This window comes from Azospirillum lipoferum, assembly GCF_024170005.1.
In the GTDB taxonomy this organism is placed as follows: Bacteria; Pseudomonadota; Alphaproteobacteria; order Azospirillales; family Azospirillaceae; genus Azospirillum; species Azospirillum lipoferum.
This window is the reverse complement of the sequence record NZ_JALJXJ010000015.1, coordinates 53,470-76,400: the sequence shown is the minus strand read 5'-3', so window position 1 is coordinate 76,400 and position 22,931 is coordinate 53,470. Positions and strand designations below refer to the sequence as shown.

At 66.0% G+C, this 22,931-nt stretch carries 19 protein-coding genes; 9 read left to right on the top strand and 10 right to left on the bottom strand.

Features of this window, described 5'->3' with window-relative positions:
- Positions 1–290 precede the first annotated feature (290 nt).
- Together J2848_RS28095 and J2848_RS28090 are read right to left on the bottom strand one after the other, a co-directional pair.
- Positions 291–1,130, bottom strand: coding sequence for a complement C1q domain-containing protein (locus tag J2848_RS28095; protein ID WP_149233985.1), 840 nt, complete (start codon positions 1,128–1,130; stop codon positions 291–293).
- A 356-nt stretch (positions 1,131–1,486) separates the two neighbouring features.
- Positions 1,487–2,182 carry an IS6 family transposase gene (locus J2848_RS28090; protein WP_149233986.1) on the bottom strand — a complete coding sequence of 232 codons (696 nt, stop codon included), beginning with the start codon at positions 2,180–2,182 and terminating at the stop codon, positions 1,487–1,489.
- Between J2848_RS28090 and J2848_RS28085 the strand changes: the two genes are divergently transcribed.
- From J2848_RS28085 to J2848_RS28075, 3 genes are all read left to right on the top strand, one after another.
- Complete coding sequence (locus tag J2848_RS28085; protein WP_253568767.1) at positions 2,129–2,377, top strand: ArdC-like ssDNA-binding domain-containing protein; 249 nt, start codon at positions 2,129–2,131, stop codon at positions 2,375–2,377. The two genes, J2848_RS28090 and J2848_RS28085, sit on opposite strands and share 54 nt — an antisense overlap.
- 259 nt (positions 2,378–2,636) lie before the next feature.
- Complete coding sequence (locus tag J2848_RS28080; protein WP_170307195.1) at positions 2,637–3,806, top strand: efflux RND transporter periplasmic adaptor subunit; 1,170 nt, start codon at positions 2,637–2,639, stop codon at positions 3,804–3,806.
- Complete coding sequence (locus J2848_RS28075; protein WP_149233988.1) at positions 3,803–6,907, top strand: multidrug efflux RND transporter permease subunit; 3,105 nt, start codon at positions 3,803–3,805, stop codon at positions 6,905–6,907. The genes J2848_RS28080 and J2848_RS28075 overlap by 4 nt, the downstream gene beginning before the upstream one ends.
- Positions 6,908–7,019: 112 nt before the next feature.
- Here the strand turns inward: J2848_RS28075 and J2848_RS28070 are convergent, their stop codons facing one another.
- The 5 genes from J2848_RS28070 to J2848_RS28050 form a co-directional block, all read right to left on the bottom strand.
- Entirely contained in the window at positions 7,020–7,748 is a 729-nt protein-coding gene (locus J2848_RS28070) for an MgtC/SapB family protein (protein WP_149233989.1), read from the bottom strand.
- Between the two features lie 104 nt (positions 7,749–7,852).
- Positions 7,853–10,960 carry an efflux RND transporter permease subunit gene (locus J2848_RS28065; RefSeq protein ID WP_149233990.1) on the bottom strand — a complete coding sequence of 1,036 codons (3,108 nt, stop codon included), beginning with the start codon at positions 10,958–10,960 and terminating at the stop codon, positions 7,853–7,855.
- Entirely contained in the window at positions 10,957–12,030 is a 1,074-nt protein-coding gene (locus tag J2848_RS28060) for an efflux RND transporter periplasmic adaptor subunit (RefSeq protein ID WP_149233991.1), read from the bottom strand. The genes J2848_RS28065 and J2848_RS28060 overlap by 4 nt, the downstream gene beginning before the upstream one ends.
- Before the next feature lie 164 nt (positions 12,031–12,194).
- A complete protein-coding gene (locus tag J2848_RS28055; RefSeq protein ID WP_149233992.1) occupies positions 12,195–12,827 on the bottom strand; it encodes a TetR/AcrR family transcriptional regulator in 633 nt (210 codons plus the stop codon).
- A gap of 17 nt (positions 12,828–12,844) precedes the next feature.
- Positions 12,845–15,058: a DUF3141 domain-containing protein gene (locus J2848_RS28050; protein ID WP_149233993.1), complete on the bottom strand. Its 2,214-nt coding sequence runs from the start codon at positions 15,056–15,058 to the stop codon at positions 12,845–12,847.
- A gap of 484 nt (positions 15,059–15,542) precedes the next feature.
- Here J2848_RS28050 and J2848_RS28045 point away from each other — a divergent pair, with 484 nt between their 5' ends.
- The 6 genes from J2848_RS28045 to J2848_RS28020 all read left to right on the top strand — a co-directional run bounded on the left by J2848_RS28045 (position 15,543) and on the right by J2848_RS28020 (position 20,537).
- Positions 15,543–16,160: a TetR/AcrR family transcriptional regulator gene (locus tag J2848_RS28045; protein WP_149233994.1), complete on the top strand. Its 618-nt coding sequence runs from the start codon at positions 15,543–15,545 to the stop codon at positions 16,158–16,160.
- Positions 16,157–16,813, top strand: a complete 657-nt coding sequence (locus tag J2848_RS28040) for a paraquat-inducible protein A (protein ID WP_149233995.1) — start codon at positions 16,157–16,159, stop codon at positions 16,811–16,813. The genes J2848_RS28045 and J2848_RS28040 overlap by 4 nt, the downstream gene beginning before the upstream one ends.
- Complete coding sequence (locus J2848_RS28035; protein ID WP_149233996.1) at positions 16,810–17,442, top strand: paraquat-inducible protein A; 633 nt, start codon at positions 16,810–16,812, stop codon at positions 17,440–17,442. The genes J2848_RS28040 and J2848_RS28035 overlap by 4 nt, the downstream gene beginning before the upstream one ends.
- Entirely contained in the window at positions 17,432–19,099 is a 1,668-nt protein-coding gene (locus tag J2848_RS28030; RefSeq protein WP_149233997.1) for a PqiB family protein, read from the top strand. Before J2848_RS28035 ends, J2848_RS28030 begins: the two co-directional genes overlap by 11 nt.
- The gene (locus J2848_RS28025; protein ID WP_149233998.1) at positions 19,096–19,725 is read left to right on the top strand and encodes a PqiC family protein; all 630 of its coding nucleotides are present in this window, start codon (positions 19,096–19,098) and stop codon (positions 19,723–19,725) included. The genes J2848_RS28030 and J2848_RS28025 overlap by 4 nt, the downstream gene beginning before the upstream one ends.
- Positions 19,726–20,111: 386 nt before the next feature.
- The gene (locus J2848_RS28020; protein WP_149233999.1) at positions 20,112–20,537 is read left to right on the top strand and encodes a hypothetical protein; all 426 of its coding nucleotides are present in this window, start codon (positions 20,112–20,114) and stop codon (positions 20,535–20,537) included.
- 62 nt (positions 20,538–20,599) lie between these two features.
- On the opposite strand, the gene J2848_RS28015 is transcribed toward J2848_RS28020, so the two are convergent.
- From J2848_RS28015 to J2848_RS28005, 3 genes are all read right to left on the bottom strand, one after another.
- Entirely contained in the window at positions 20,600–21,217 is a 618-nt protein-coding gene (locus tag J2848_RS28015) for a TetR/AcrR family transcriptional regulator (protein WP_149234000.1), read from the bottom strand.
- 145 nt (positions 21,218–21,362) lie between these two features.
- Positions 21,363–22,082, bottom strand: coding sequence for a TetR/AcrR family transcriptional regulator (locus J2848_RS28010; protein WP_149234001.1), 720 nt, complete (start codon positions 22,080–22,082; stop codon positions 21,363–21,365).
- A gap of 37 nt (positions 22,083–22,119) precedes the next feature.
- The gene (locus J2848_RS28005; protein ID WP_170307196.1) at positions 22,120–22,848 is read right to left on the bottom strand and encodes a TetR/AcrR family transcriptional regulator; all 729 of its coding nucleotides are present in this window, start codon (positions 22,846–22,848) and stop codon (positions 22,120–22,122) included.
- Positions 22,849–22,931 lie beyond the last annotated feature (83 nt).

The following is a 22,931-nucleotide window of genomic DNA, read 5'->3' as shown; positions in this document are numbered from 1 at the left end:
CGAGCAGGTCCGCCAGCAGCGGGGTCAGGGCGGTGATGAGGGAGATGGCGACGGCCACGATGATTGCTCCTCCTTGTGGGCACGAAAAAGCCCGCGGCCGGGATGGCGCGCGGGCGAAGTGCTGACGCTTCAGTAGCTGCTTGGCACAGCCGTGCCGCACCACCGCTAAAGCTGTTCGGGCAGACGGCGACGGCGTGCCTACGTTTTGCTGGAGTGGGTTAATGGTCGAATGTAAAATGGGGGTCTAAGTATGGCGCCATACCACCTTCATTCAAAGGCAGAGGACGTGGCTAGATGCGGCTGGCGGAAAAGTACGTAAGGTCGCTCCTTCCGTTGAAGCTTCTGCTTGAGCCGGTGAATTGAGCGCCTAGAACGTCCAGATAGTCCGTAGTACCGTTGAGATAAACGATGTCGTTTATCTGTGCGAATGCATGCAGCAATGCAGGTACCGCTACTGATGCTGTGGCATTTGCCACGTAGGCGCCTCCATTTTTTCGGATCGCGATCCCAACATAGGTTCCGTTCGGGATCTCGACCACCACCTGTGCCGATACGTCATAGTAACCAGCGACTGAGGGCGAGAAGCGGTTGGTTGTCACGTCGAAGGCGTTGCCGACATTGAAGTCCAGGGTAGAGAGAGCAATCTTGGTATAGGTGCCGGTGGCAATCCCTGTCTGATCGACACCGCCGAGCGTTGCCCGGCAGATGACGAGGTTGGATACTGGCGGCGTCAGATCGATCAATGCCCGTTCGTCCACGATCAATTCGTTGATAATTGCATCGGTGGTGGGAAGCAGCATGACGCGGGCTATCGGCAGCTTGCCAGTCGGGATTGCCGGTGGCGTCAGGCTGTTGGCTGCACCGGTGACAATGGCTGCGGCACCGGTGCTGCGGTCCACCACCACGCGGTCGATGCGGAAACCGCTGGCCGGGGGTGCGAAGGGACCGACGGATTGGGCATTCACCTCGATCAGGGTGGTGCCGTTCAGCAGATTGCCGGGGTCGAGCGCCAGGGTCAGGTTCGGCGTTACCTGCGCATGAGGCGCAAAATTCCCGACGATCCGTTGGGAAACGGCCCAGTTAGCAGCGGATTGGGACAGGTCGGTAGGGTTGAAGGTCTGAACAGCCATGAACAATTCTCCGCTACATCGGTAGGGTGACGATGTCTAGTGGACGAAGGCTGGCCAGCCTCTGCAACATGCGCAGATAGAAAGTGCCCTCCAGGCGCACTCCTGTAAAGATAAAAATCCTAAAAAAGGATATTAGGCTCTACCTGTGCGATGCTGGTGGTTAGGAGTGCATCAGCCCAGCCCCACCACTGTGGCTGTCATCTGGCCGACCATACCATCGGCACCAAGCCCACACGCCGCCTGCCACCGCGCCACAGCGACCTTGATTGACCAGCGCTGGGCAGACACAAGGGCTACGCCTGGCTTTGTCACGAAAACTGGGCCGGCGCGCAGCATGCTTCGATTTCCCGACAGGCTCACGCCGCAGCGGTCGCTGCCTGCCAGTCGGCCCTGGCCTGCGCCCGGAAGGTGCGCAGGGTTCGGCGGGAGACCAGGTGGCGTTGGAGGTTGAAGCAGTTGTAGACGGCGGCGTGCAGGGAAACGAAGCGCTGAGCGGACGCGGGCGATTTGAACCGCCGCATCTTCCGCTCTCGTCGCCGCACCGGCTGGTGCGAGACTTCGGCCCGGTTGTTCGTTCGCCGCCCTTGTTCATGATGGGCCGTCAGACCGATTTCGCGGAAGGCGGCCCTGTAGGACCGGAGCTTGTCGGTCGTGACCTGGATGGGGGCGAAGCCATACTTCTTCAGCAGCTTGCGCATCACCTTCAAAGCCGCAGCCTTGTCGCGTCGGCGCTGGACGAGCACCTTCAACACCTCGCCTTCATCATCGACGGCCCGCCACAAGTACATGAGCCGGCCGCTCACCCTGATCACCATCTCGTCCAGATGCCAGCGCGGACTGGGCTTGGGACGAAATCCCCGCAGGTTGCCGGCGATGGCCGGCCCGAACTTCAGGACCCAGCGGCGGACGGTCTCGTAGGACACCTCTACGCCGCGTTCGGCCAGCAGTTCCTCGACGTCCCGGTAGCTCAGAGCGAACCGGAGATACAGCCAGATCGCGTGCTGGATGATCGCGGGGGGAAACTGGTGGCGGGCATACGAGATCGGCGTCATCGGAGGAACGTACCCTCACCGCTTGGCCGCCGCCAAGGTTGGCGTGACAATGCCCTGCCCCGCAATGCGGTCAGCGGTCGCCGCTATTCCGGGATCAATGTCCTGATCCTGTGGAGCGCGATGGCGGAGCGTGGTTTCTCCGGTCATGGGCGGCGGTCAATATCTAAAGCCGCCGGTATTACTATGTGCAGTTGATGGTTTTATTGGAGGAAATGGAACACCATGGCTGCCAGGTCAAGTTTCTGGACCGGTCGACCAAATTCAACTTGACGATGCCCGCGGATCGTCCCTGGCAGACTCTGCGGCGGCTCCCTTGCACGGAATTCATCCGGCAGAAAGGCGGCGGCTATCCGCATGCCGCATAGTGCTGTGGTGATCGAGCTTCGCCCGGCTTTCCTGCGGAAAGGTCAGCGCTATGGATCAGTCGTCACGTTCAGCGAGGGCCCTTACGGCGGTGCGAAGCCTGACCGTCGCCGGCGTCCTCGCCGGGGTCGTGTTTGCCGGCTCCCTGTGGGGCCAGAGCGCGGATCGTCCGGCCAAGGCGGCGGCGCCATCGCAGCAGCAGCCCGTACCGGTGACCGTCGCCCCCGTAACGCGGCAGGACGTCCCGCTGTGGCTGCAAGGCATCGGCACGGTGCAGGCCGTCAGCACGGTGACGATCCGCTCCCGCGTCGACGGCGAACTGCAGAATGCCTTCTTCACCGAAGGGCAGACGATCAAGGCCGGCGACCCGCTGGTGCAGATCGATCCGCGGCCCTTCCAGGCGACGCTCGACCAAGCCACCGCCAAAAAGGCACAGGACGAGGCGCAGCTCGCCAATGCGCAACGCGATCTCACCCGCTACGAGGCGCTGGCGCAACGGGACTTCTCCTCGCGCCAGCAGGCCGACACCCAGAAGGCGGAGGTCGCGCAGCTCCAGGCGCAGATCAAGGGCGACCAGGCGCTCATCGACAATGCCCAGGTGCAACTCGGCTACACCCTCATCCGTTCGCCCATCGGCGGCCGGGCCGGCTTTGGGCTCGTCGACCCGGGAAACATCGTCCATGCCACCGACGCCAACGGGATCCTGGTGGTGACGCAGACGGACCCGATCACCGTCGTTTTCACGCTGCCGGAAGACCGGCTGCACGACATTGTCGAAGCGATGGCCCGGGGTACGGTCGCCGTCTCGATCAACAGTCGCGACAATCAGCGGCACCTGAAGGACGGCGTGCTGAAGGTGATCGACAACCAGGTCGATCCGGCCACGGGCACCATCCGCATGAAGGCGCTGTTCCCGAATGCCGACAACGCGCTGTGGCCCGGCGAGTTCGTTGCGGCGGAGGTGTTGCTGCATACCGACCATGGAGCGCTGACCGTCCCGTCCGCCGCGGTGCAGCGTGGCGCCTCCGGCCTCTATGTTTACGTGGTCGCCGCTCCGGATGAGCGCGTGGAACTGCGCACCGTGAAGGCCGCGCGTCTGGGGCCCCAGATCGCCGTCATCACCGACGGCCTGAAGGAGGGCGAGCGCGTGGTGGTTTCCGGCCAGCTCAAGGTTCAGCCGGGCGCCCGCGTCGACGCCCGGCCAGCCGACCAGCCGCTCCTGGTCGGGCAGAGCGTCGCACAGGGAGGGCCGGCACGATGAACCTGTCGGCCCCCTTCATCCGCCGGCCCGTCGCCACCGCCCTCCTGATGATCGGGCTGCTGCTGGCGGGCGTCGCGGCCTATCCGTTCCTGCCGGTGGCCCCGCTGCCGCGGGTCGACTTCCCCACCATCCAGGTCTCGGCCTCGCTGCCCGGCGCCAGCCCGGAGACCATGGCCGCCACCGTCGCGCAGCCGCTGGAGCGCCAGTTCTCACAGATCGCCGGGGTGACGCAGCTCACCTCCACCAGCGCGCTCGGCAGCACGCAGATCACCGTGCAGTTCGACCTCGACCGCAATATCGACGGCGCCGCGCAGGATATCCAGACCGCCATCAGCGCCGCCACCGGCCAGCTTCCCAAGAGCCTGCCGAGCCCGCCCAGCTACCGCAAGGTGAACCCGGCGGATTCGCCGGTCCTGATCCTGGGCGTGCGTTCGGACCTGCTGCCGATCACCCAGGTGGACGAATACGCCGACACCATGCTGGCGCAGCAGATCAGCCAGGTGCCGGGCGTGTCCCAGGTGTCCATCGGCGGCGAACAGAAGCCGGCGGTGCGGATCCAGGCCGACCCGGCGAAGCTCGCCGGCCTCGGCCTGTCGCTGGAGGATCTGCGCGGCGTCATCGTGTCCGCCACCGTCAATTCGGCCAAGGGCAGCATCAACGGGCCGGATCGCAGCTTCACCCTCTACGACAACGACCAGATCACCGCGGCGCAGCCGTGGAACGACGTCATCATCGCCTACCACAACGGTGCGCCGGTCCGCATCGGCGATATCGGACGGGCCGTCGACGGGCCGGAGAACACGCAGCTCGCCGCCTGGCAGAACGGCCGGCCCGGCGTCCTGCTGACCGTCTACAAGCAGCCCGGCGCCAACGTCATCGACACGGTCGACCGCATCAAGCAGCTGCTGCCGCAGCTCCAGGCCGCCATCCCGCCGGCCGTGCATGTCGACATCATGTCCGACCGGACGCAGACCATCCGCGCCTCGGTCGCCGACGTGCAGTTCACGCTGGCCCTGACCATCGCCCTGGTGGTCATGGTGATCTTCCTCTTCCTGCGCAGCGCGATGGCGACGCTGATCCCAGGCGTGACGGTGCCGCTGTCGCTCGCCGCGACGCTCGGGCTGATGTATGTGTGCGGTTACAGCCTGGACAACCTGTCGCTGATGGCGTTGACCATCGCCGTGGGCTTCGTCGTCGACGACGCCATCGTGATGGTGGAGAACATCCACCGCCACATCGAGGAGGGCGTGCCGCCCCTCCAGGCGGCGCTGACCGGCTCCCGGGAGATCGGCTTCACCATCCTCTCGATCAGCCTGTCGCTGATGGCGGTCTTCATCCCGCTGCTGCTGATGGGCGGCATCGTCGGGCGGCTGTTCCGTGAGTTCGCGGTCACCGTGACCATGACCATCGCGGTTTCGGCGCTGGTGTCGCTGACGCTCACGCCGATGATGGGCGCCCGCCTGCTCAAGGACGAGCGCCACCGGACGCATGGCCGCTTCTACCGCGCGATCGAGGGAGGGTTCGATGCCCTGCTCGCCGGATACCGCACCACGCTGGACATCGTTCTGCGGCACCAGCCCGTCACGCTGCTGGCCTTCGTCGCGTCCGTCGCCCTCACCGGCTGGATGTTCGCGGAAATCCCCAAGGGCTTCTTCCCGCAGCAGGATACCGGCCTGATCATGGGCACTTCGGAGGGGCCGCAGGACGCCTCCTTCGCCATCATGAGCCGGTTGCAGCAGCAGTTGGGCGCCGTCATCGGCGCCGATCCGGACGTGGCGACCTGGGTCGGCTCCGTCGGGGCCGGCGGCGGCCAGTCGGTGAACACCGGCCGCTTCTTCATCACCCTGAAGCCGCGCAACGAGCGGACGGCCACCGCGGATCAGGTCATCAGCCGCCTGCGTCGGCAGACCGCGGCGGTGGAGGGCATCCGGCTCTACCTGCAGGCGGCGCAGGATCTCCGCGTCGGCGGCCGGTCCTCGCGGGCCTTGTACCAGTACACGCTTCAGGATGCCGATCTGGAGGAACTGGACGATTGGGCGCCGAAGGTGCTCGACCGCCTGAAGACGCTGCCGGAACTGCGCGACCTGTCCTCCGATCAGCAGACCGCGGCGACCACGGCGACGCTGACCATCGATCGCGATCAGGCCGCCCGCTTCGGCATCCAGCCGCAGCTGATCGACGACACGCTCTACGACGCCTTCGGGCAGCGGCAGGTGACGCAGTACTTCACGCAGACCAACAGCTACCATGTCGTGCTGGAGGTGTCGCCGGACCTGCAGGGCCTGCCGGCGACGCTGCGGCAGATCTACCTGCGCTCCCCCGCCACCGGACAGCCGGTGCCCCTCTCCACGCTGGTCAAAGTCTCGACACGTCCGATCGCCGCGCTGACCATCAACCACCAGGGACAGTTTCCGGCCGTGACGCTGTCCTTCAACCTGGCGCAGGGCGTTTCGCTCGGACAGGCGACCACGGCCATCGACGAGGCCATGCGCGCCCTGGGCACGCCGGCGGCACTGGCCGGATCGTTCCAGGGAACGGCCCAGGCCTTCCAGCAGTCGCTGTCCAGCGAACCCTACCTGATCGCCGCGGCGCTGGTTGCCGTCTACATCATCCTCGGCGTCCTCTACGAAAGCACGATCCACCCCCTGACCATTCTGTCCACCCTGCCGTCGGCCGGACTCGGCGCCCTGGGCACCCTGTGGCTCGGCGGCTTCGGTTTCGACGTGATCGGACTGATCGGGTTGATCCTGCTGGTCGGCATCGTGAAGAAAAATGGAATCATGATGGTGGATTTCGCCATCGCGGCGGAGCGCGAGCGGAACATGGCCCCGCAGGACGCCATCCGCGAAGCCTGCCTGCGGCGCTTCCGTCCGATCCTGATGACGACAATGGCAGCACTTCTCGGCGGCGTCCCGCTGATGCTCGGCGCCGGGACCGGTTCGGAACTGCGCCAGCCGCTCGGTTACTCCATGGTCGGCGGGCTGCTTGTCTCGCAGCTGTTGACGCTCTACACCACGCCGGTGATCTATCTGGCCTTCGATCGGCTCACCCGCCGCCCTGCGCGCGCGGTGCCGGCCAGGGTCGCGGGGCGGCTCGGGTAAATGGGGTGAACCGGTTCAGCAATTCGCGACCGCGGACGTGTAAGCGAATGTCGAACTGGGGGTGTTCTGCACACCGGCTCAGTTCCCGTGACAATGCCCCGGCAAAGGCCGGTCAGATCCGCGACGGCGTCATGTGGAGTTCCATCACGCCGTCGGTCGCGGACAGCTCCGTGACCATCCGCGAGGTGTCCGGCGACCCGCTGGTCTTCAGCGCCAGCTTGTACTCGATCTGGCCGGCGCCGTTCATGAGGTGGTATCCCCAGTCCACGACCTCGAAGCCGCGCTCCCGCGCCAGAACCTGGATGCTCTCGGCCGGCGGCGCCTTGTCCCGCGTGAAGACAACGGTCAGGTGCGTCACCGTCCGGTGCGGCAGGATCGGCTCCAGCCGCCGCAGGCCGACCATCGCCACTATGGTCAGGGCGGTGGCGGCAAGTGCGGCCACGTAGAAGCCGATACCGATGGTGACGCCGATGGCGGCGGTGGTCCAGATCGAGGAGGCGGTGGACAATCCTCTGATGGAATGGCTTTCCCGCATGATGACTCCCGCCCCGAGAAAGCCGAGGCCGGTGACGATCCCCTGGATGACGCGGGTCGGGTCCGCGGAACCGCTCCAGCCGGCCGCGGCACCGCCATACCACAGGTGCGGATAGGCGACGATCACGGTCAGAGCCGTAGAGGCCATGCAGACCAGACCGTAGGTCCGCATGCCGGCCGCCCGTCCCTGATAGGATCGCTCGTAGCCAAGCAGCACGCCCGTCAGAAGGGAGCCGAGCAGGTGCAGCAGGATGATGCCGTTGGCCACCAACTCGCCGTGGGACCAATAGGCCTGAAAAATGTCCATGACCATTGCCTGACGTTGATGAGGGATCGGCACCGGCTGGTGCCAGGGCTATGTTCGGGTGCGGCGCCAGCCCGCGCCGGTGTTTCAAAAAGTCCCGCCTGTGCTCACCCTTCGAGCAAAACGGTTTCTTCCCGATGCGACTCTTGGTTGCCCGACTGTGGAGGGAACGTGTCCGGCCGCGGCCGCTCGATCCGGAACCAGGCGACGTACAGCGCCGGCAGGAACACCAGCGTCAGCAGCGTCGCCACCGCCAAGCCGCCGATGATGGCGTAGGCCATCGGCCCCCAGAAGACGGTCGGCGCGATCGGGATCATGCCGAGGATCGCCGCCGCCGCGGTGAGAAGGATCGGACGGAAGCGATGGGTGGCCGCGATGACGACCGCATCCCACGGATGATGCCCGTGCGCCTTCTCGATCTCGATCTGGTCGATCAGGATGACCGAGTTGCGCGCGATCATGCCGATCAGCGCCAGCACGCCGAGGATCGCGACGAAGCCGAGCGGCTTGCCGGAGGCGAGCAGCGCCGCGACCACGCCGATCACCCCCAGCGGTGCGACGCTGAGCACCAGGAACAGCCGGTTGAAGCTCTGGAGCTGGATCATGAGGATCGTCAGCATCAAAAGCAGCATCACCGGCACCACCGCGATCACCGACGCCTGCGACTTGTCGCTCTCCTCCACGGTACCGCCGACATCCACATGGTAGCCGTCGGGCAGGGAGGCGTTCAGCTCCGCGAATTTCGGCGCCAGCGCCTCCACCACCGTGGCGGGCTGGGCCCCCGCAGCGACGTCGGCCTGGACCGTCAGCGTCGGCTTGCGGTCGCGGCGCCAGATGAACGGCAGTTCCTGGCCGTATTCGATGGAGGCGAGCTGGCTCAGCGGCACGGTCTTGCCGTTGGGCAGGGGCACCGGAAGCGACCGGATGGTCGCCAGCGACATGCGCTGCTCGGCCGAAGCCCGCGTCAGCACATCGACGAGATAGATGTCGTCGCGCATCTGGGTGACGGTCACGCCGGTCACCACGGTATTCAGCGTCTGGGCCAGTCCCTGGGAGCTCAGCCCCAGCAGGCGGGCCTGATCCTGGTCGACGCGGATCTGGACGGTACGCGCCGGTTCGAACCAGTTGTAGTTCACCTTCTGGACGGTGCCGTCGGAGGCCATGATCTGGGCGGCCTGCAGCGCGATCCCGCGCACCTTCTCGGGATCCGGACCGCTCACCCGGTATTGAAGCGGCCAGCCCACGGGCGGCCCCAGCTCCAGGGGGTAGATGCGCCCGACGACGCTGGGGAACTCGGCCTCCAGCGCCTGCTCCAGCCGCGCCTTCACGTGGTCGCGCACGTCCGCTCCCTTGGTGACGACCACCGCCTGGGAGAAGAAGTCGTTCGGAAGCTGGACATCGAGCGGCAGGTAGAAGCGGACGGCACCGCGGCCGACATAGCTGCTCCAGCGCTCCACGTCGGGATCCTTGGACAGGATTTTGTCCAGCCGGGCCGACAAATCCCGCGTGGCTTCGATCGAGGCGTTCTGCGGCAGCTTCAGGTCGACGAGCAGTTCGGGCCGGTCCGAGGATGGAAAGAACTGCTGGGGAACGAAGCGCCCGCCATACATGCCCAGCGCGAAGATCGCCAGCGTCAGCGCGATCGTGACCCAACGCGCCCGCATCGCCAGGTCCAGCAGGCGCCGGAAGGCGCGCATGAGCGGACCGCCCGCCTCGTCATGATGCTTCTTCGGCTTCTTCAGGATCCAGACGCCCAGCAGCGGCGAGAAGAGGACGGCGACGAACCAGGAGGAGATCAGGGCTATGGCGACGACGGCGAAGATCGAGAATGTGTACTCGCCCGCCGCACTGCGGGCGAAGCCGATGGGCACGAAGCCGGCCACGGTGACCAGTGTTCCGGTCAGCATCGGAAAGGCGGTCGAGGTGTAGGCGAAGGTGGCGGCCTTCTCCTTGCTGTCGCCCCGCTCCAGCCGGGTGACCATGCTCTCCACGGTGATCATCGCGTCGTCGACCAGCAGGCCGAGGGCGATGATGAGGGCACCCAGCGACACGCGCTGCAGATCGATCCCGAGGATTTCCATCGCCACGAAGACGATGGCCAGCACCAGCGGGATGGAGCATGCCACCACCGCACCCGCCCGCGTGCCGAGACTGACGAAGCTGACCGCCAGGACGATGGCAATCCCTTCCCACAGCGCCTCCATGAACTCGTCGACCGCATGTTCGACGGTGGCGGGCTGTTCGGCGACCAGCGTCGCCTCGATGCCGACCGGCAGCTCCTTCACGATGTCGGCCATCGCATGTTCGATGTTGTGCCCCAGCGCCAGGACATCGCCGCCGTCGCGCATGGCGACGGCAAGGCCGATGGCGTCCTGGCCGTTGACACGGAAAACCGGCTGCGGAGGGTCGGCCGGGCCGCGGGTCACGCGCGAGATGTCGCCGAGCCGGATGATGCGGTTGTTGGCGACGAAGTTGACGGCGAGAACATCCTGTTCGGAGCGGAAGGCACCGGTGACCCGGAGCATGATCTTCTCGTCGCCGGTCTGGATCACGCCGGCGGGGGTGACGGCGTTCTGCGCCTGAAGGGCATCGATGAGCGCCGAACGGTCGATGCCCATTCCGGCAAGCTGCTCGGTCGAGAACTCCACATAGATGCGTTCGTCCTGGGCGCCGAGCACGTCGATCTTGGAGACGTCCGGCACCTGGAGCAGGCGCGAGCGTATGTCGTCGACATAGTCCTTCAGCTCGCGGTGCGAGAAGCCGTTGGCGATGAAGCCGTAGATGATGCCGTAGGTGTCGCCGAACTCGTCATTGAAGCCCGGCCCGACGATGTCCTGGGGCAAGGTGCCGCGGATGTCGCCGATCTTCTTGCGCACCTGGTACCAGATGTCGGGCACCTTGCCGGCGGGCGTCGATCCCTTCAGGTTGACGAAGATCGTCGATTGGCCGGCGGTCGTGTAGCTGCGCAGGTAATCAAGGCTGGGCGTTTCCTGCAGCTTGCGCTCCAGCCGCTCGGTGACCTGCTTCAGCGTGTCGTTGATGGTCGCCCCCTGCCATTGCGCCTGCACGACCATCGTCTTGATGGTAAAGGTGGGGTCCTCGTTGCGGCCGAGCCGGGTGTAGGCGCCGATGCCGGCGACCGTGAGCACCAGCATGAAGAAGGCGATGAGCGACCGGTGCCCGATCGCCCATTCCGACAGGTTCAGGCTTTTCACGACTCACCTCCCAGCAGGCGAACCTTCTGCCCGGGGCGCAGAACCTGCGCACCGGCCGTGACCACCACCTCGCCGGCCGCCAGCCCTTGCGAGATCACCACGCTCGACGGCTCGTGCAGGGAGATCTCGACGCTGCGCAGGGAAACGGTCTGGCTTCTCGGATCGAAGACCCAGACGGCCGGCCGTCCATTCGAAAGGGTGAGCGCGCTGGCTGGAACGTCGACGCCCTCCGGCGGGCTCAGCCGGATGCGGCCGGCCACGGTGGCGCCGAGCCGCATGGCGTCCGGCGGATCGATCAGGCCGACCTTGACCTGGAAGGTCCGGGTGGTGGAATCGGCCTGCGGTGCGACTTCGCGGACTCGGCCCGTCGCCGTCACCGACGGATCCTCGGCCAGCGACACCGCGACGACCGAATCGCGCGGTGCCGTGCGGATGAGCCGGGACGGCACGTCGAACACCGCATCGCGACCGCCCTGGCGGGCGACCTGCACCACCATCTGCCCGGCCCGCACCACCTCGCCGGGTTCGGCACCGGTCGCGGTGACGGTCCCGGCGGTATCCGCCAGCAGGTCGGTGTAGCTCAGCGTCTCCTCGGCACTGCGCAGCTGCGCGCGGGACGAGGTGACCTGGGCCTCGGCGGAGTCGAGCGCCTGCCGGGCCTGATCGAAGCTGGCGTTGGTCGTCCAGCCGTTCTTCAGCAGCTCCTGCTGGCGCCGGAAGGCGTTGCGGGCCTGGGTCAGCTGCGCCTGGGCCGACGACAGCCCGGCCTGCGACTGGCGCAGGGAGTTCTGCTGAATCTGCGGATCGAGCTTGCCGACGACCTGTCCCGGCTGGACGAGATCGCCGACATTGACGCGCCGCTCCAACAGCCGGCCGTCCAGGCGGAAGGACAGGTTGGCCTGATCCTGCGCCCGCACCTGCCCGGTCAGCGTGACCGGGGCGCCCTGCACATTGCGCTCGACCGTGATCGCGCGGACAGGCCGGATGGCGGGTTCGGATGGCGCCTGTTCCTGGCAGCCCGCAAGGGCGACGGCTATGACACTGACCGCTGCGATCCTGGATATATGCATCGTCTTTGCTTCCTGACTTGGAAAATGTCTCAGTCCGCTCGCAATGCGGTCAGCAAGCACCGCAGCGGGGAGCCGAAGTGGGGAGCGCATGTCCGATCGGGATGTCGGGTTTGGAGGAGGTTCCGCGGTCACCGGATCGCAAGCGGCGGCCCGGTGAGCCAAGCTCAGGCGGCACCTTTGCAGAGACCCCGGATGAACAGGGTCACCGCCTTGCGTGTGAACTCATCGCGTTCCGCTTTGGATGGCGGACCGGCAATTCCCAATTCCGGAACGGAGTGGAAACCACCTGAAAGTGCTGCCAGGAACTGTCTGGCGATGAAGGCCGGATCCGCGATGCCGACGCAGCCGCGGCCGGACAGGCGCGCGAACAGGATGGTCAGGGCGGAAACGATCCGCTGCGGTCCGGCCTGGCAATAGAGATGTCCCACCAGCGGTATGCGCGACGCCTCGCTCAGGACCGACTGGCGGATCATGATGGTGTCCGGGGACCACAACAGATCGACGAGACGCCGGCCGACCCGGTAAAGCGCCTCCTCCAGGGGCAGGTCGGCCACATTGTCGGGAGTGATGTCCGCTCCATAGCGCCGGCAAGCAGCCTGGATCGTCGCCACGAACAGCTCCTCTTTCGAGGGAAACCGGGTGTAGAGCGTCGTCTTCGATACGGCCGCACGCTGCGCCACCAGACTCATGGAGGTCGCGGTGTAGCCAAGCTCCAGGAACAGCCGCTCCGATGCGGCCAGGATGCGATCGGTCCTGGGATCGCATCCGGCCGGGAGGGGGGTGGTTTCGATGGTCATCCGGGCCGCTCCCGCCGTCACGCCGCCTTGGCGGGGCCGTTTCGATGGTTGCGGAACAGCAGCTCAAGCCGGGCGAGCCGTTGACGCCTTTCCAGGCTGTCGCATTCGTCGGCATCGACAACCTGCCGCACGGTTTCGAACGCCGCGTTGCAGGTGGCGGGATCGGAGGGCAGCATGGCACCGATCGCATCGACCGCGCGCTCCTCGTCGATCAGCAGCTGGAAGAACTGCTCGCGCAGCATTTCCTTGAAGCTGTCCAGCGTCTGCTTCTCCGGATCCCGGGCGCGCAGGCGCTGGATCATCGCAAAGGTGCGTTCGTCGGCACTTGCGGTCGCCCCCAGGGCATACAGGACCGCGCGTGTCACCGCTTCGCGCAGGCCGCCATCGGCGATCCGCCGGCGCAGGTCGTCGATGCGTTCACGCACGTAGCGTTCATGCGCAGGATCGATGCCTGGGCGGCGCGCTGCGGAATCGGCCGCACCGCGGAGGCCGAGCACGGCCTGCATCGCCTGTGATCCATAGATCGCGAAGAACATCTCCTCCGCGGTCCGGTCGCGCCGGTCACGCCATGTGTTAAGCAGCGTCTCCATGAGGTCGGACAGCCGCTCCTGCGCCACGAGGAAGGGGTTGCCGGACGCGCAGGGCCGGCGATGCTCGCGCACCGTTTCAGCGACACTTGCCAGCATCGCGGCGCCGGGTGTCCGGTCGTTCACCATCTCGTAGGGCAGGCGTGACGGGTGCAGGGCGCGCGATGCAGCCGCCAGAGGCTCCAGCGTCATCAGGCGCACCCATGGCTGCAGGATTGTGCGATACAGGCCGAGGTTGATCTCCGACAGACGTGCCGCCGCGGCGAAGGCGCGGTCGTCCTCGGGACTGTTGCAGCCGAGCGCCCGGATGTCGTCGAGGGTGCGTTCCTCGAAGCTGACGATGTGATCGCCCACCTCCGGACCGGCCCCGTCCGGACGGGGCCGGATCACCGCCTCATAGAGGCCCGGCGGCAGGCAGTCGATGAAGTCGATGTTCTGGACGAACTCCGCATATTCCTTCCGCGCCACCGCGGCGGACACGAAGATGCCGAGGTGCCCGGCATTGGCATGGACGCTGTAGACGATGGTCTGCCCATGGGCACGGATGTCGCGGACGTCGGCATAGAGGTCGAGGATCCAGCCCAACGCCTGCTGCGGCGGGGTGATGTTGTCGCCGTCGGAGCAGAAGCAGACAATCGGCGAGCGGATGTTGCGCAGATCGACCATCTCACCGGAGCCGGTGACGATCCGCGCGGTGGACAGGCGGTTGCCGACGAACAGGTTGTCGACGATCCACTGCATCTCCCCGGCGTTGAGCAGGACATGGCCGCCCCACCAGCGCTCGAATTCCAGATAGCGCGCCTCCTCGCTGTCCACCTTGGCGTAGAGACCATAGGGCTTCGACCACAGGGTGTTCGCCGGGTTCATGTTCTCGAAGTTCTGCACCAGCCATGCCCCGTCGAACACGCCGCCACCGAGATCTCCGGTGAGAGCGGTCAAGGCGCTGCCGCCGAGCAGGCCGCCGGAATAGCGCATCGGATTGCGGCCATGCACCCCGGCCCAATAGGACAGGGGCGATCCCGCCACCAGGATCGGGCCGAACAGCTCCGGACGCAGCGCCGCCAGCATCAGCACCGCCCAGCCGGCCTGACAATTGCCGATGACGAAGGGCTTGCCCTCGGCTTCAGGGTGGCGGTCGATCACCGCCTCCAGGAACACCGCCTCGGCGGCGGCCACATCCCCGATCGTCTGTCCGGGTACCGGGTTGGGCAGGAAGCCGATGAAGTAGCAGGGATGGCCGGCCTTCAGCGCCATGCCGATCTCGCTGTCGGCCTTGAAGCCGGCGATGCCCGGCCCGTGGCCGGCCCGCGGATCGACGACGACGACCGGGCGGGCGCGCCGGTCGGTCGGTGGCGCATCGGCCGGCGGGTCGACGCGCACCAGACCATAATTCACCGGACGTGTCAGCGTCCGGCCGTCGATCAGGACCTCGCCGGCGAAATGCAGCACATGCGGTGCATCCTGGCTTGCGTGCGCCCGGTACTGGTTTCCCCGCCGGCGCATCACGTCCCAGAACAGGACGGATCGTTGCGCCCCGTCCCAGGCATAGTCGACGGCGTCCTGCAACGGACGCAGGGCCACTTGCCAAAGCGATTGCAGTGGACCGGCGGTGAGTGTTTCGGGCTGCGTATGACGTTCCAGCATGATCGTCTCCAATTCCCTGACCGCGCGCAGGCGCTTGGATGTCCGGCATATGCGGACTCCGGGCGCATTGTGTTCCTGCTTGATTTCTCGAAGGAAATGCCGTTCCGGCAGCGTCGCAGCGGGTGCTGTCCAGCGCTTGGCTCGTCATTTACCGTACCGTACGGTATGAGTTTGAGAGGCGGGCGTCAAATGAAATCGTACCGACCGGTCCATTAAAGGTCGTCCGGCCTCATATGGCGGCCGGCAGACCGTGGCCCGCATCGCCTGACGCGATGCACCGCAATGGCGGATGGCACAACGCCGCCATCCACCATTGCGGGCGGGCGTGAGGCTTCGGCGGCGCCACGGCACCGTTCGGCACAACTGGGTGGCGAATCAAATTCCTTTGTCAAACCGTACGGTACGGTCTAATATTTGATGCAATCATGGTCAAGCCCGTGCACCGCATCGCGCCCGACCGGAAAGTCCACAAAAAGGCAACCCCATGCGCAGGAAGACCGAAGCCAAGCGCGACGCCATTCTCGACGCCGCCACGCTGGAATTCACCGAACGCGGATATGAGGGAGCCTCGATCTCGGCCATCGTTGAGCGGCTCGGCGCGTCGAAACAGACGCTCTACCGCTACTTCCCGTCGAAAGACGAGCTGTTCGTCGAGGTGATGGCCCGGATCATCGACCGGCATGTGGCCACCCCGCTGGGGGATTTTGCGGACACGACGGACATCTGCGGAGCGCTGCAACGGCATGGGGAGCGTTACCTGAAGGTCCGCCTCTCGCCGGACATGGTGAGCCTGACACGCATGGTGTTCGCCGAAGCCGGACGTTCCGAGGTCAGCCGGCTCCTTCATCCCCGCGGAAAGATGAGGGCGGCGGAGGACATCGGCCGCTTCCTGACGGCCGTCATGGAGACGGGAGGCCTGCGTGTCGCCGATCCCACCGTTGCGGCACTTCATTTTCTGGCGCTGCTCGACGCCGAATTGTTCGAACCGGTGGTGTTGCGCGTCCGGGAGCCGGCAGCGGAGGACGAGATCATCGCAGCTGTCGGCCGGGCTGTCGGCGCCTTTCTCGCCGGCTACGGCCGCGACGGAAAGCATCCGTCATGACCGCGGGAGCCGAAGCATCGCCGCCGGCTTCCGCAGGGCCTGCCGATGACCGGCTGGTCGCCTGTCCGGAATGCGACCGCCTGCATGTCCGCGTGCCGCTGCGGGCCGGGGAGAAGGCACGCTGCGTCCGCTGCGGCACCGTCCTGCAAAGCGCGCCGTACTGGCGGCCGGACCAGATGCTGGCGCTGGTGATGGCGGCGCTGATCGCCTTCCTGCTGGCCAATGCCTGTCCCATTCTGGAGCTGCGCGTACAGGGCAGCATCAGCAGTGCCACGCTGCTGGATGCCGTCCTCACCCTCTGGAGGGAGGATCGCCAGTTGGTGGCGGTGCTGGTGTTCGCCACCGGTCTGCTCGCCCCCCTGGCCGACCTGCTGGCCATGACGGCTCTGCTGGCGGCGGTGCTGGCCGGTCGGCGGCCGGCCTATTTCGCGCCGCTGCTGCGGCTGATCCAGCAGATCCGTCCCTGGGGCATGATCGAGGTGCTGATGCTGGGGGTGCTCGTTTCCCTCATCAAGCTGTCGCATCTGGCTCAGGTGGTGCCGGGGGTGGCTCTGTGGGCCTTCATCGCCTTGACGGTGCTGCTGGCGGTGGTGCTGTCCTATGATCCACGCTGCCTGTGGGAACTGCCCGCCGGACGGAAGGGCGCGGCATGACCACCGCCCTGTCCCATGGCCTGTGGGCCTGCCCATGCTGCCGGCGGCTTTGCCGGCCCAGCGCCGGGAACCGCGGTGGTGCCGGACGCTGCCCGCGCTGTGGAGCCACCGCCCACCCGCGCAAGCCCGACAGCCTGTCCCGCACCTGGGCCTTCCTGATCGCCGCCGCGACCCTCTATGTCCCCGCCAACCTGCTGCCGGTGATGCAGACCTCCAGCCTGCTGGGCTCGTCGCGCGACACGATCATCAGCGGCGTGGTCTATTTCTGGACGTCCGGATCGCCGGGGCTCGCCCTGCTGATCTTCAGCGTCAGCATCCTCGTGCCGCTGATCAAGCTCGGCGCACTGGCTTATCTGGCCTTCAGCGTCCGCCGTCCCGGCGCCACCGGCCCGCATCGGCTGGGACGGCTGTACCGGGCCGTGGAGCTGGCCGGACGCTGGTCGATGCTGGACGTCTTCGTCATCGCCCTGATGGTCGGCATGGTGCGCTTCCGCACCCTCGCCACCATCGAAGCCGGGCCCGGCGCCGCAGCCTTCGGCGCCGTGGTCGTCCTCAGCATGCTGGCCGCCGCCAGCTTCGATCCCCGTCTCCTGTGGGATGCAAGCGGACCATCGAGCCATGAACACTGATACGCAATCGGCCGCGGCCGATCCCTCCATCGTGCAACCGGAGATCGCCCGGCCGTTGGTGTGGGACCGTCGCCGCGGCAGGGTTTCCCTGGTCTGGATCATTCCGATCGTCGCGGCGCTGATCGGACTGTCGCTGGTGGCGCAGGCCCTGTGGCAGCGCGGCCCGACCATCACCGTGACCTTCGCCACGGCCGAGGGCATCGAGCCCGGCAAGACGAAGGTGAAGTACAAGAACGTCGACATCGGCGACGTGACGGGACTGGCGCTCAGCGCCGACCACGCGCGGGTGGTGGCGACCATCGACCTCGCCAAGGATGCCGCTCCGTTCGCGGTCACCGGCAGCCGCTTCTGGGTGGTACGCCCGCGCCTGGCCGGATCGGGCATCTCCGGCCTGGGCACCCTGCTGTCGGGAGCCTACATCGGCGTCGATGCCGGTCAGAGCCATGAGGCCCGCAACGCCTTCGTCGGCGAGGAGGAGCCCCCCGTGGTGCCGTCCGACATGCCGGGCCGCCGCTTCATTCTGCATGCCGATGACGTCGGTTCGCTCGACATCGGGTCTCCGGTGTTCTTCCGGCGGGTCCAGGTCGGCCATGTGGAGAGCTTCGCCCTCGATCCGGACGGCCGCCGCACCACGATGGGCATCTTCGTCAAGGCACCCTACGAGCGCTTCGTCACCACCAGCAGCCGCTTCTGGCACGCCAGCGGCGTCGACCTTCGCATGGACGCGTCGGGACTGAAGCTGGAAACCCAGTCCCTGGCCACCATCCTGCTGGGCGGCATCGCCTTCGAGAGCCTGGAGCCCAGCGGATCGGGCCAGACGGCGGCTCAGACCGCCGAAGAGGGCGCGCATTTCAATCTGGCCGCCGACCGGGTCGAAGCCCTGAAATCTCCCGACGGCGCACCGGAATCCCTCGTCCTGCATTTCCAGCAGAGCATCCGTGGCCTGAGCGCCGGCGCACCCGTCGATTTCCGCGGCGTCGAGATCGGACAGGTGCGATCGGTCAGCGTCGAATATGACCCCGCCGGCACCGATTTCGTCTCGTCGGCGCGGATCGACGTTTATCCTCAGCGGCTGGGAAGGGTCAGCGATGTGTTTCCCGAGACTATGCCGCAGGATCGGCGTCGGGCTTTGCTGGCCGATCTCGTGCAGCGCGGGATGCGGGCACAGTTGAGATCGGGCAACCTGCTGACCGGTCAGCTGTACGTCGCCGTCGATTTCTTTCCCCAAGCGTCCCCGGCACGCTTCGATCCGCGGCTCGATCCGCTGGAGCTGCCGACCGTACCGGGCGACCTGCAGGAAATGCAGCAGCAGGTGCAGAATATCCTGCGCAAGCTCGACACGCTTCCCTTCGACACGCTCGGCCAGGACGCCCATCGCCTGATGGTGGCAACCGAAACCACCGTGACGCAGCTTGGCGGCCTCGCCCGGCATGCCGACCGCGAAACCATGCCGGAGGTCCGTCTGGCGATCCGCGACCTGCGGCAGACTCTCGCCACCGTCCAGGGAAGCATCGCCGGCGATTCGCCGCTGCTGCAGGACATCCGTCAGACATTGCGCGGTGTGACCGATGCGACCCGCTCCGTCAAGGCGCTGACCGATGGTCTCGACCGCAGCCCGGAATCCCTGCTGCGGGGCAAGAAGGAAACCACCCGATGACACGCATCTCCTCCCGCCACCTTCTCCTGGCCCTCTGCCTCGCCCTGCCGGCCGGCTGCGGCACGTCGCCACCGCCCCGTTACCATGCCCTCTCCCGCCCGGACGACGCCCTTCCCGCCTCGGGACAGGCGCGGATGCTGGTGGAAATCCTGCCCGTCGCCGTTCCCGAGGCCCTGACGCGAAGCAATCTGGTGCTCACCGACGAAACGGGACAGGTGACGGTGATGGAAGCCGAACGCTGGCTGTCCCCGATCGGGGACGAGTTGCGGCAGATCCTGGCCGACGGCCTGTGGAGGACCGCAAGAGCGTCCGATACCTATCAGGCGCCGGTGTCCGGTTCGGCGGTCACGCTGCCGCTCTTCCGGCTGGCCGTCCGGCTCGACCGTTTCGAAGCGGTGCCGGGCCGGGCCGCGATGATCGACGCTTCCTGGACCCTGCGGCGTCTGCCCGATGGCCCGGTGCAAGGCTGCAGATGGGCCGGCCGTCAGCCGGTGGATGGCCGTGATGCCGCCGCCGCCGCCGCGGCGCTGTCTGCCGTCAGCCGCCGTCTGGCCGACCGGATCGGCGACAGCCTGCGCCATGTCGCGGCGGGGCAAGGGCTGCCCTGTCCGGACGAGAGCCGGTGACGGGTGGAAGCCCGGGGCAGGGGACCGGGCTTCGCCATTCCTTCGTTGACAGCACACGGCGGCAGGTCTAACTTATTTAAATAACGCGTTCATTGAACGCGTTCTAAGGGAGCCGGAGCGGCAACGTCTGACCAAATCCGTCTTACATGACAGGCCGGACGTCGTCACTGCCCACTGCCACCCGGTTCCTCTTGCGAGCGCCCTCGCCATCCGCCCGGTGGCTGACTGCCGCTCGCCCTCCCCTGCCATCGGGTGAATGCCATGACGTCCCTTCGTCTTCTTGCCGAATTCGTGGCCTCGTTCCTCATCATTGCCGTTCATCTCGCGCTGCTTTTCGCGATGTGACCCGCTCGTCCCACTCTCAATGGTCTGTATGGAGCAGCCTGATGAAACATGCCCTTTTCATCGCGCTTGGAGCGTTCGCCATGACCGCCCCCGCCGCAATCGCGCAGGTTCCACCCCTGCCGCCCCTCACCTTCCCCACGAATGGGCCGCCGCCATCCCTGGAACAGCAATGGCAGGCGCTTCAGCAACAGCGGCCGGCACAGGCACGTCCACCGGACCAGCGCCCGCCGGAAAGCCAGCCGCAAGAGCGGCACACCCTGTCGGATGCCGTCGCGAAAAAGGTCGCGGAACATGTCCAATCCCTGTCGTGCGACCAGTTGGCGACGATGAAATCGGAACCGAAATCGGAAATGACGCAAGAACTTGCGAAGATGTTGCGCAGCGACCCGCAGGTTCGCGCCGAATTCATCGGCAAAGTGGCGACACCAGTGGCGTACAAGCTGTTCGAATGCGGAATGATCCCGTGATTACGCCGAAAGGAGGGCGGGGACAGCGGCTTTGTCGGCATCGTCCCTATCCGCACCCCGGATCAGGGTCGGCCACCTCCCGGTTGCCCGTAGGCGGCCATGAAGACGCCCAGCGCCCGGTCGACCACCGCCGCAATCTCCTCGTCGGTGGCCGGTTCCCGGACCCGCAGAACAACGGGCTCGAGCAGTTCCGCATCGAGCAGCGCCATGTAATGCAGCGCCGCGACGTCTGGATCGGCGCTGCGCAGTTGCCCGTCCTTCATGGCGGTCGCCAAAAACTGCCCGACGTCGTTGGTCACCTTCATCTTGCCGCGCAGATGGAGCAGGCGACTGACGTCCGAGCGCCCGGATTCCCCGAACACCAACCGCGTCAGGCTGACCATTTCGGGTGAAAGGCGACCCTTCAGGTAGCGTTCGCCATACCGCCGCAGCGACCGCTCGATATCTGTCCTGTCCATCATGTCAGCCTGCAAGGAGGCCGCATGCTGGGTGATGGTCCGCACCATCACCTCGACGAACAGGTCATCCTTCGATGGAAAATAGCTGTAGAGCGTCTGCTTCGATCCGCCGAGGCGAGCCACGATGGCGGACATCGACGCTCCCTCATATCCGCGTTCGGTGAATTCCAGCGTCGCGGCATCGAGGATGGCCTCGCGCTTGGCTTCCGTCTTCTTACGCATTGAAGAAATTACCCCTTTGCCTTGGGCAGACCTCCCAAGGCCACTGCAATCAGATATTTAACTGTACGGTACAGTATCATATAAAGTCAAAGTTTCCGATCCGATCCCATCCAGACGTGCCATTCGGGAGGCACACCAAGCCTCTTCACCCTTCGGACGATGTCCCGGTATGCCGCGAGTGACCGTCGGGTGTCGGGCCGTGGACTTTTCTGACGACCGCCTTTACCCGAACGGCTTTTCCCCCTGCCCTCTCATCGATCGAGGTTGTATTCAGGCCAGCCAGGATCGCTTCCATCACGGTGTCGATCAGGAGCGTGGACGGCAGAAATGGAAAGCTGGCCGAGGAGCTGGTGAGGGTCAGCACGCCATGGATGCCTGCCCACAGTGTCTGGGCGGCGAGATCGGGATCGCCGGGCCGCAACCGCCCACGCTCGATCGCCTCGGCGACACGCTGGCGGAAAAGCTCATAGGCGGCTGCGCGGACACCCGAGCTCTTCAGTTCTTCCGCCAACTCGCCCTGGTCGATGATGAACAGCACATTGAAGCGAACCGGGTTTTCCGCCGCGAACTCCGCATAGGCACGCCCGATGGCGCGGATTGCCGCGACGGGATCGGGTTCGCTGTCCGAGATGTTCTGCATGCGGAGATGCAGTTCGCTGACCGCATCCCACCACAAGGCACGCAGCAGATCACGCTTGGTCGGAAAATAGGCGTACAACGCCGAAGCCGACAGCCCCACCCGCGCCCCGAGCGCACGCATCGACACGGCTTCAATTCCAGCAGCGTCGAACAGATCCTGGGCGGCACTCAGGATGCGGCGCTGGACACTGTCGCGCTGTTCCTCGCTCTGGGGCTGTCTGGGCATGATGATGATTCCACACTTGCTTTGAAACGCGCTGCCTTCAGGCGCGCAGCTGGCGCGGTCCCCGCTCACCGCCGGTCAAATCGCGCAGAGCCGGCCCATAGCCATCGGACACGCCATATCCGCCGCCGCAGGCCTGATAACCGACCCTGGTGCGGCGAGCAAGCGTCGTAGAACCGCGACGCGATGCTTCAAGACGGCAGTCACCGGCAGCCTCGCCGCTCCACCCAGCCTCATAGGCGGTGAAGAATGCTGCCAGCAGAGCTTTTCCGGCTATCCCCGCCCACAGAGTTTGGGCGGCGAGATCAGCATTACCGGTGTCCAGCCGTCCGAGGTCGAACGCCTCGACGACGCGCTGACGGAAAATTCTGTAGGCGGCAGCGCGCATGCCTGAGCTTTTCAACTCCTCCGCCGCTTCCTTCTTATCGACGATGAAAAGCATTTTGAAACGAGCCGGGTTTTCCGCGGCGAATTCAACATAGGCGTGGGCCAGTTCCCGAATGGCCGCGACGGGATCGGGTTCGCTGATCGAGATGCCCTCCATGCGGTGATGCAGTTCATCGAACGCGTCCCGCCACATGACGCGCAGCAGATCGCGCATGGTCGGGAAATAGGTGGATAGCGCCAAGGCGGACAGCCCTGTCCGCGCCCCGAGCGCACGCATCGACACGGCTTCAATCCCGGCAGCGTCGAACACATCCCAGGCGGCATTCAGAATACGGGTTCGGATGTCGTTACGCTGTCCATTGCACCAGAGCAGCTTGGACATGGTCATGGCTTCCTCATTTAAAACGCGTTTACTGAACGCGTTTGTATAATGACGATATGCGTGGACCAGCTTCCTGTCAATGG

Excerpts from the sequence above, each read along its gene's own strand:
- J2848_RS28095 (WP_149233985.1), bottom strand. The coding sequence starts at position 1,130 with ATGGCTGTTCAGACCTTCAACCCTACCGACCTGTCCCAATCCGCTGCT.
- J2848_RS28090 (WP_149233986.1), bottom strand. The coding sequence starts at position 2,182 with ATGACGCCGATCTCGTATGCCCGCCACCAGTTTCCCCCCGCGATCATC.
- J2848_RS28075 (WP_149233988.1), top strand. The coding sequence starts at position 3,803 with ATGAACCTGTCGGCCCCCTTCATCCGCCGGCCCGTCGCCACCGCCCTC.
- J2848_RS28070 (WP_149233989.1), bottom strand. The coding sequence starts at position 7,748 with ATGGACATTTTTCAGGCCTATTGGTCCCACGGCGAGTTGGTGGCCAAC.
- J2848_RS28060 (WP_149233991.1), bottom strand. The coding sequence starts at position 12,030 with ATGCATATATCCAGGATCGCAGCGGTCAGTGTCATAGCCGTCGCCCTT.
- J2848_RS28055 (WP_149233992.1), bottom strand. The coding sequence starts at position 12,827 with ATGACCATCGAAACCACCCCCCTCCCGGCCGGATGCGATCCCAGGACC.
- J2848_RS28050 (WP_149233993.1), bottom strand. The coding sequence starts at position 15,058 with ATGCTGGAACGTCATACGCAGCCCGAAACACTCACCGCCGGTCCACTG.
- J2848_RS28045 (WP_149233994.1), top strand. The coding sequence starts at position 15,543 with ATGCGCAGGAAGACCGAAGCCAAGCGCGACGCCATTCTCGACGCCGCC.
- J2848_RS28040 (WP_149233995.1), top strand. The coding sequence starts at position 16,157 with ATGACCGCGGGAGCCGAAGCATCGCCGCCGGCTTCCGCAGGGCCTGCC.
- J2848_RS28035 (WP_149233996.1), top strand. The coding sequence starts at position 16,810 with ATGACCACCGCCCTGTCCCATGGCCTGTGGGCCTGCCCATGCTGCCGG.
- J2848_RS28030 (WP_149233997.1), top strand. The coding sequence starts at position 17,432 with ATGAACACTGATACGCAATCGGCCGCGGCCGATCCCTCCATCGTGCAA.
- J2848_RS28025 (WP_149233998.1), top strand. The coding sequence starts at position 19,096 with ATGACACGCATCTCCTCCCGCCACCTTCTCCTGGCCCTCTGCCTCGCC.
- J2848_RS28020 (WP_149233999.1), top strand. The coding sequence starts at position 20,112 with ATGAAACATGCCCTTTTCATCGCGCTTGGAGCGTTCGCCATGACCGCC.
- J2848_RS28015 (WP_149234000.1), bottom strand. The coding sequence starts at position 21,217 with ATGCGTAAGAAGACGGAAGCCAAGCGCGAGGCCATCCTCGATGCCGCG.
- J2848_RS28010 (WP_149234001.1), bottom strand. The coding sequence starts at position 22,082 with ATGCCCAGACAGCCCCAGAGCGAGGAACAGCGCGACAGTGTCCAGCGC.
- J2848_RS28005 (WP_170307196.1), bottom strand. The coding sequence starts at position 22,848 with ATGTCCAAGCTGCTCTGGTGCAATGGACAGCGTAACGACATCCGAACC.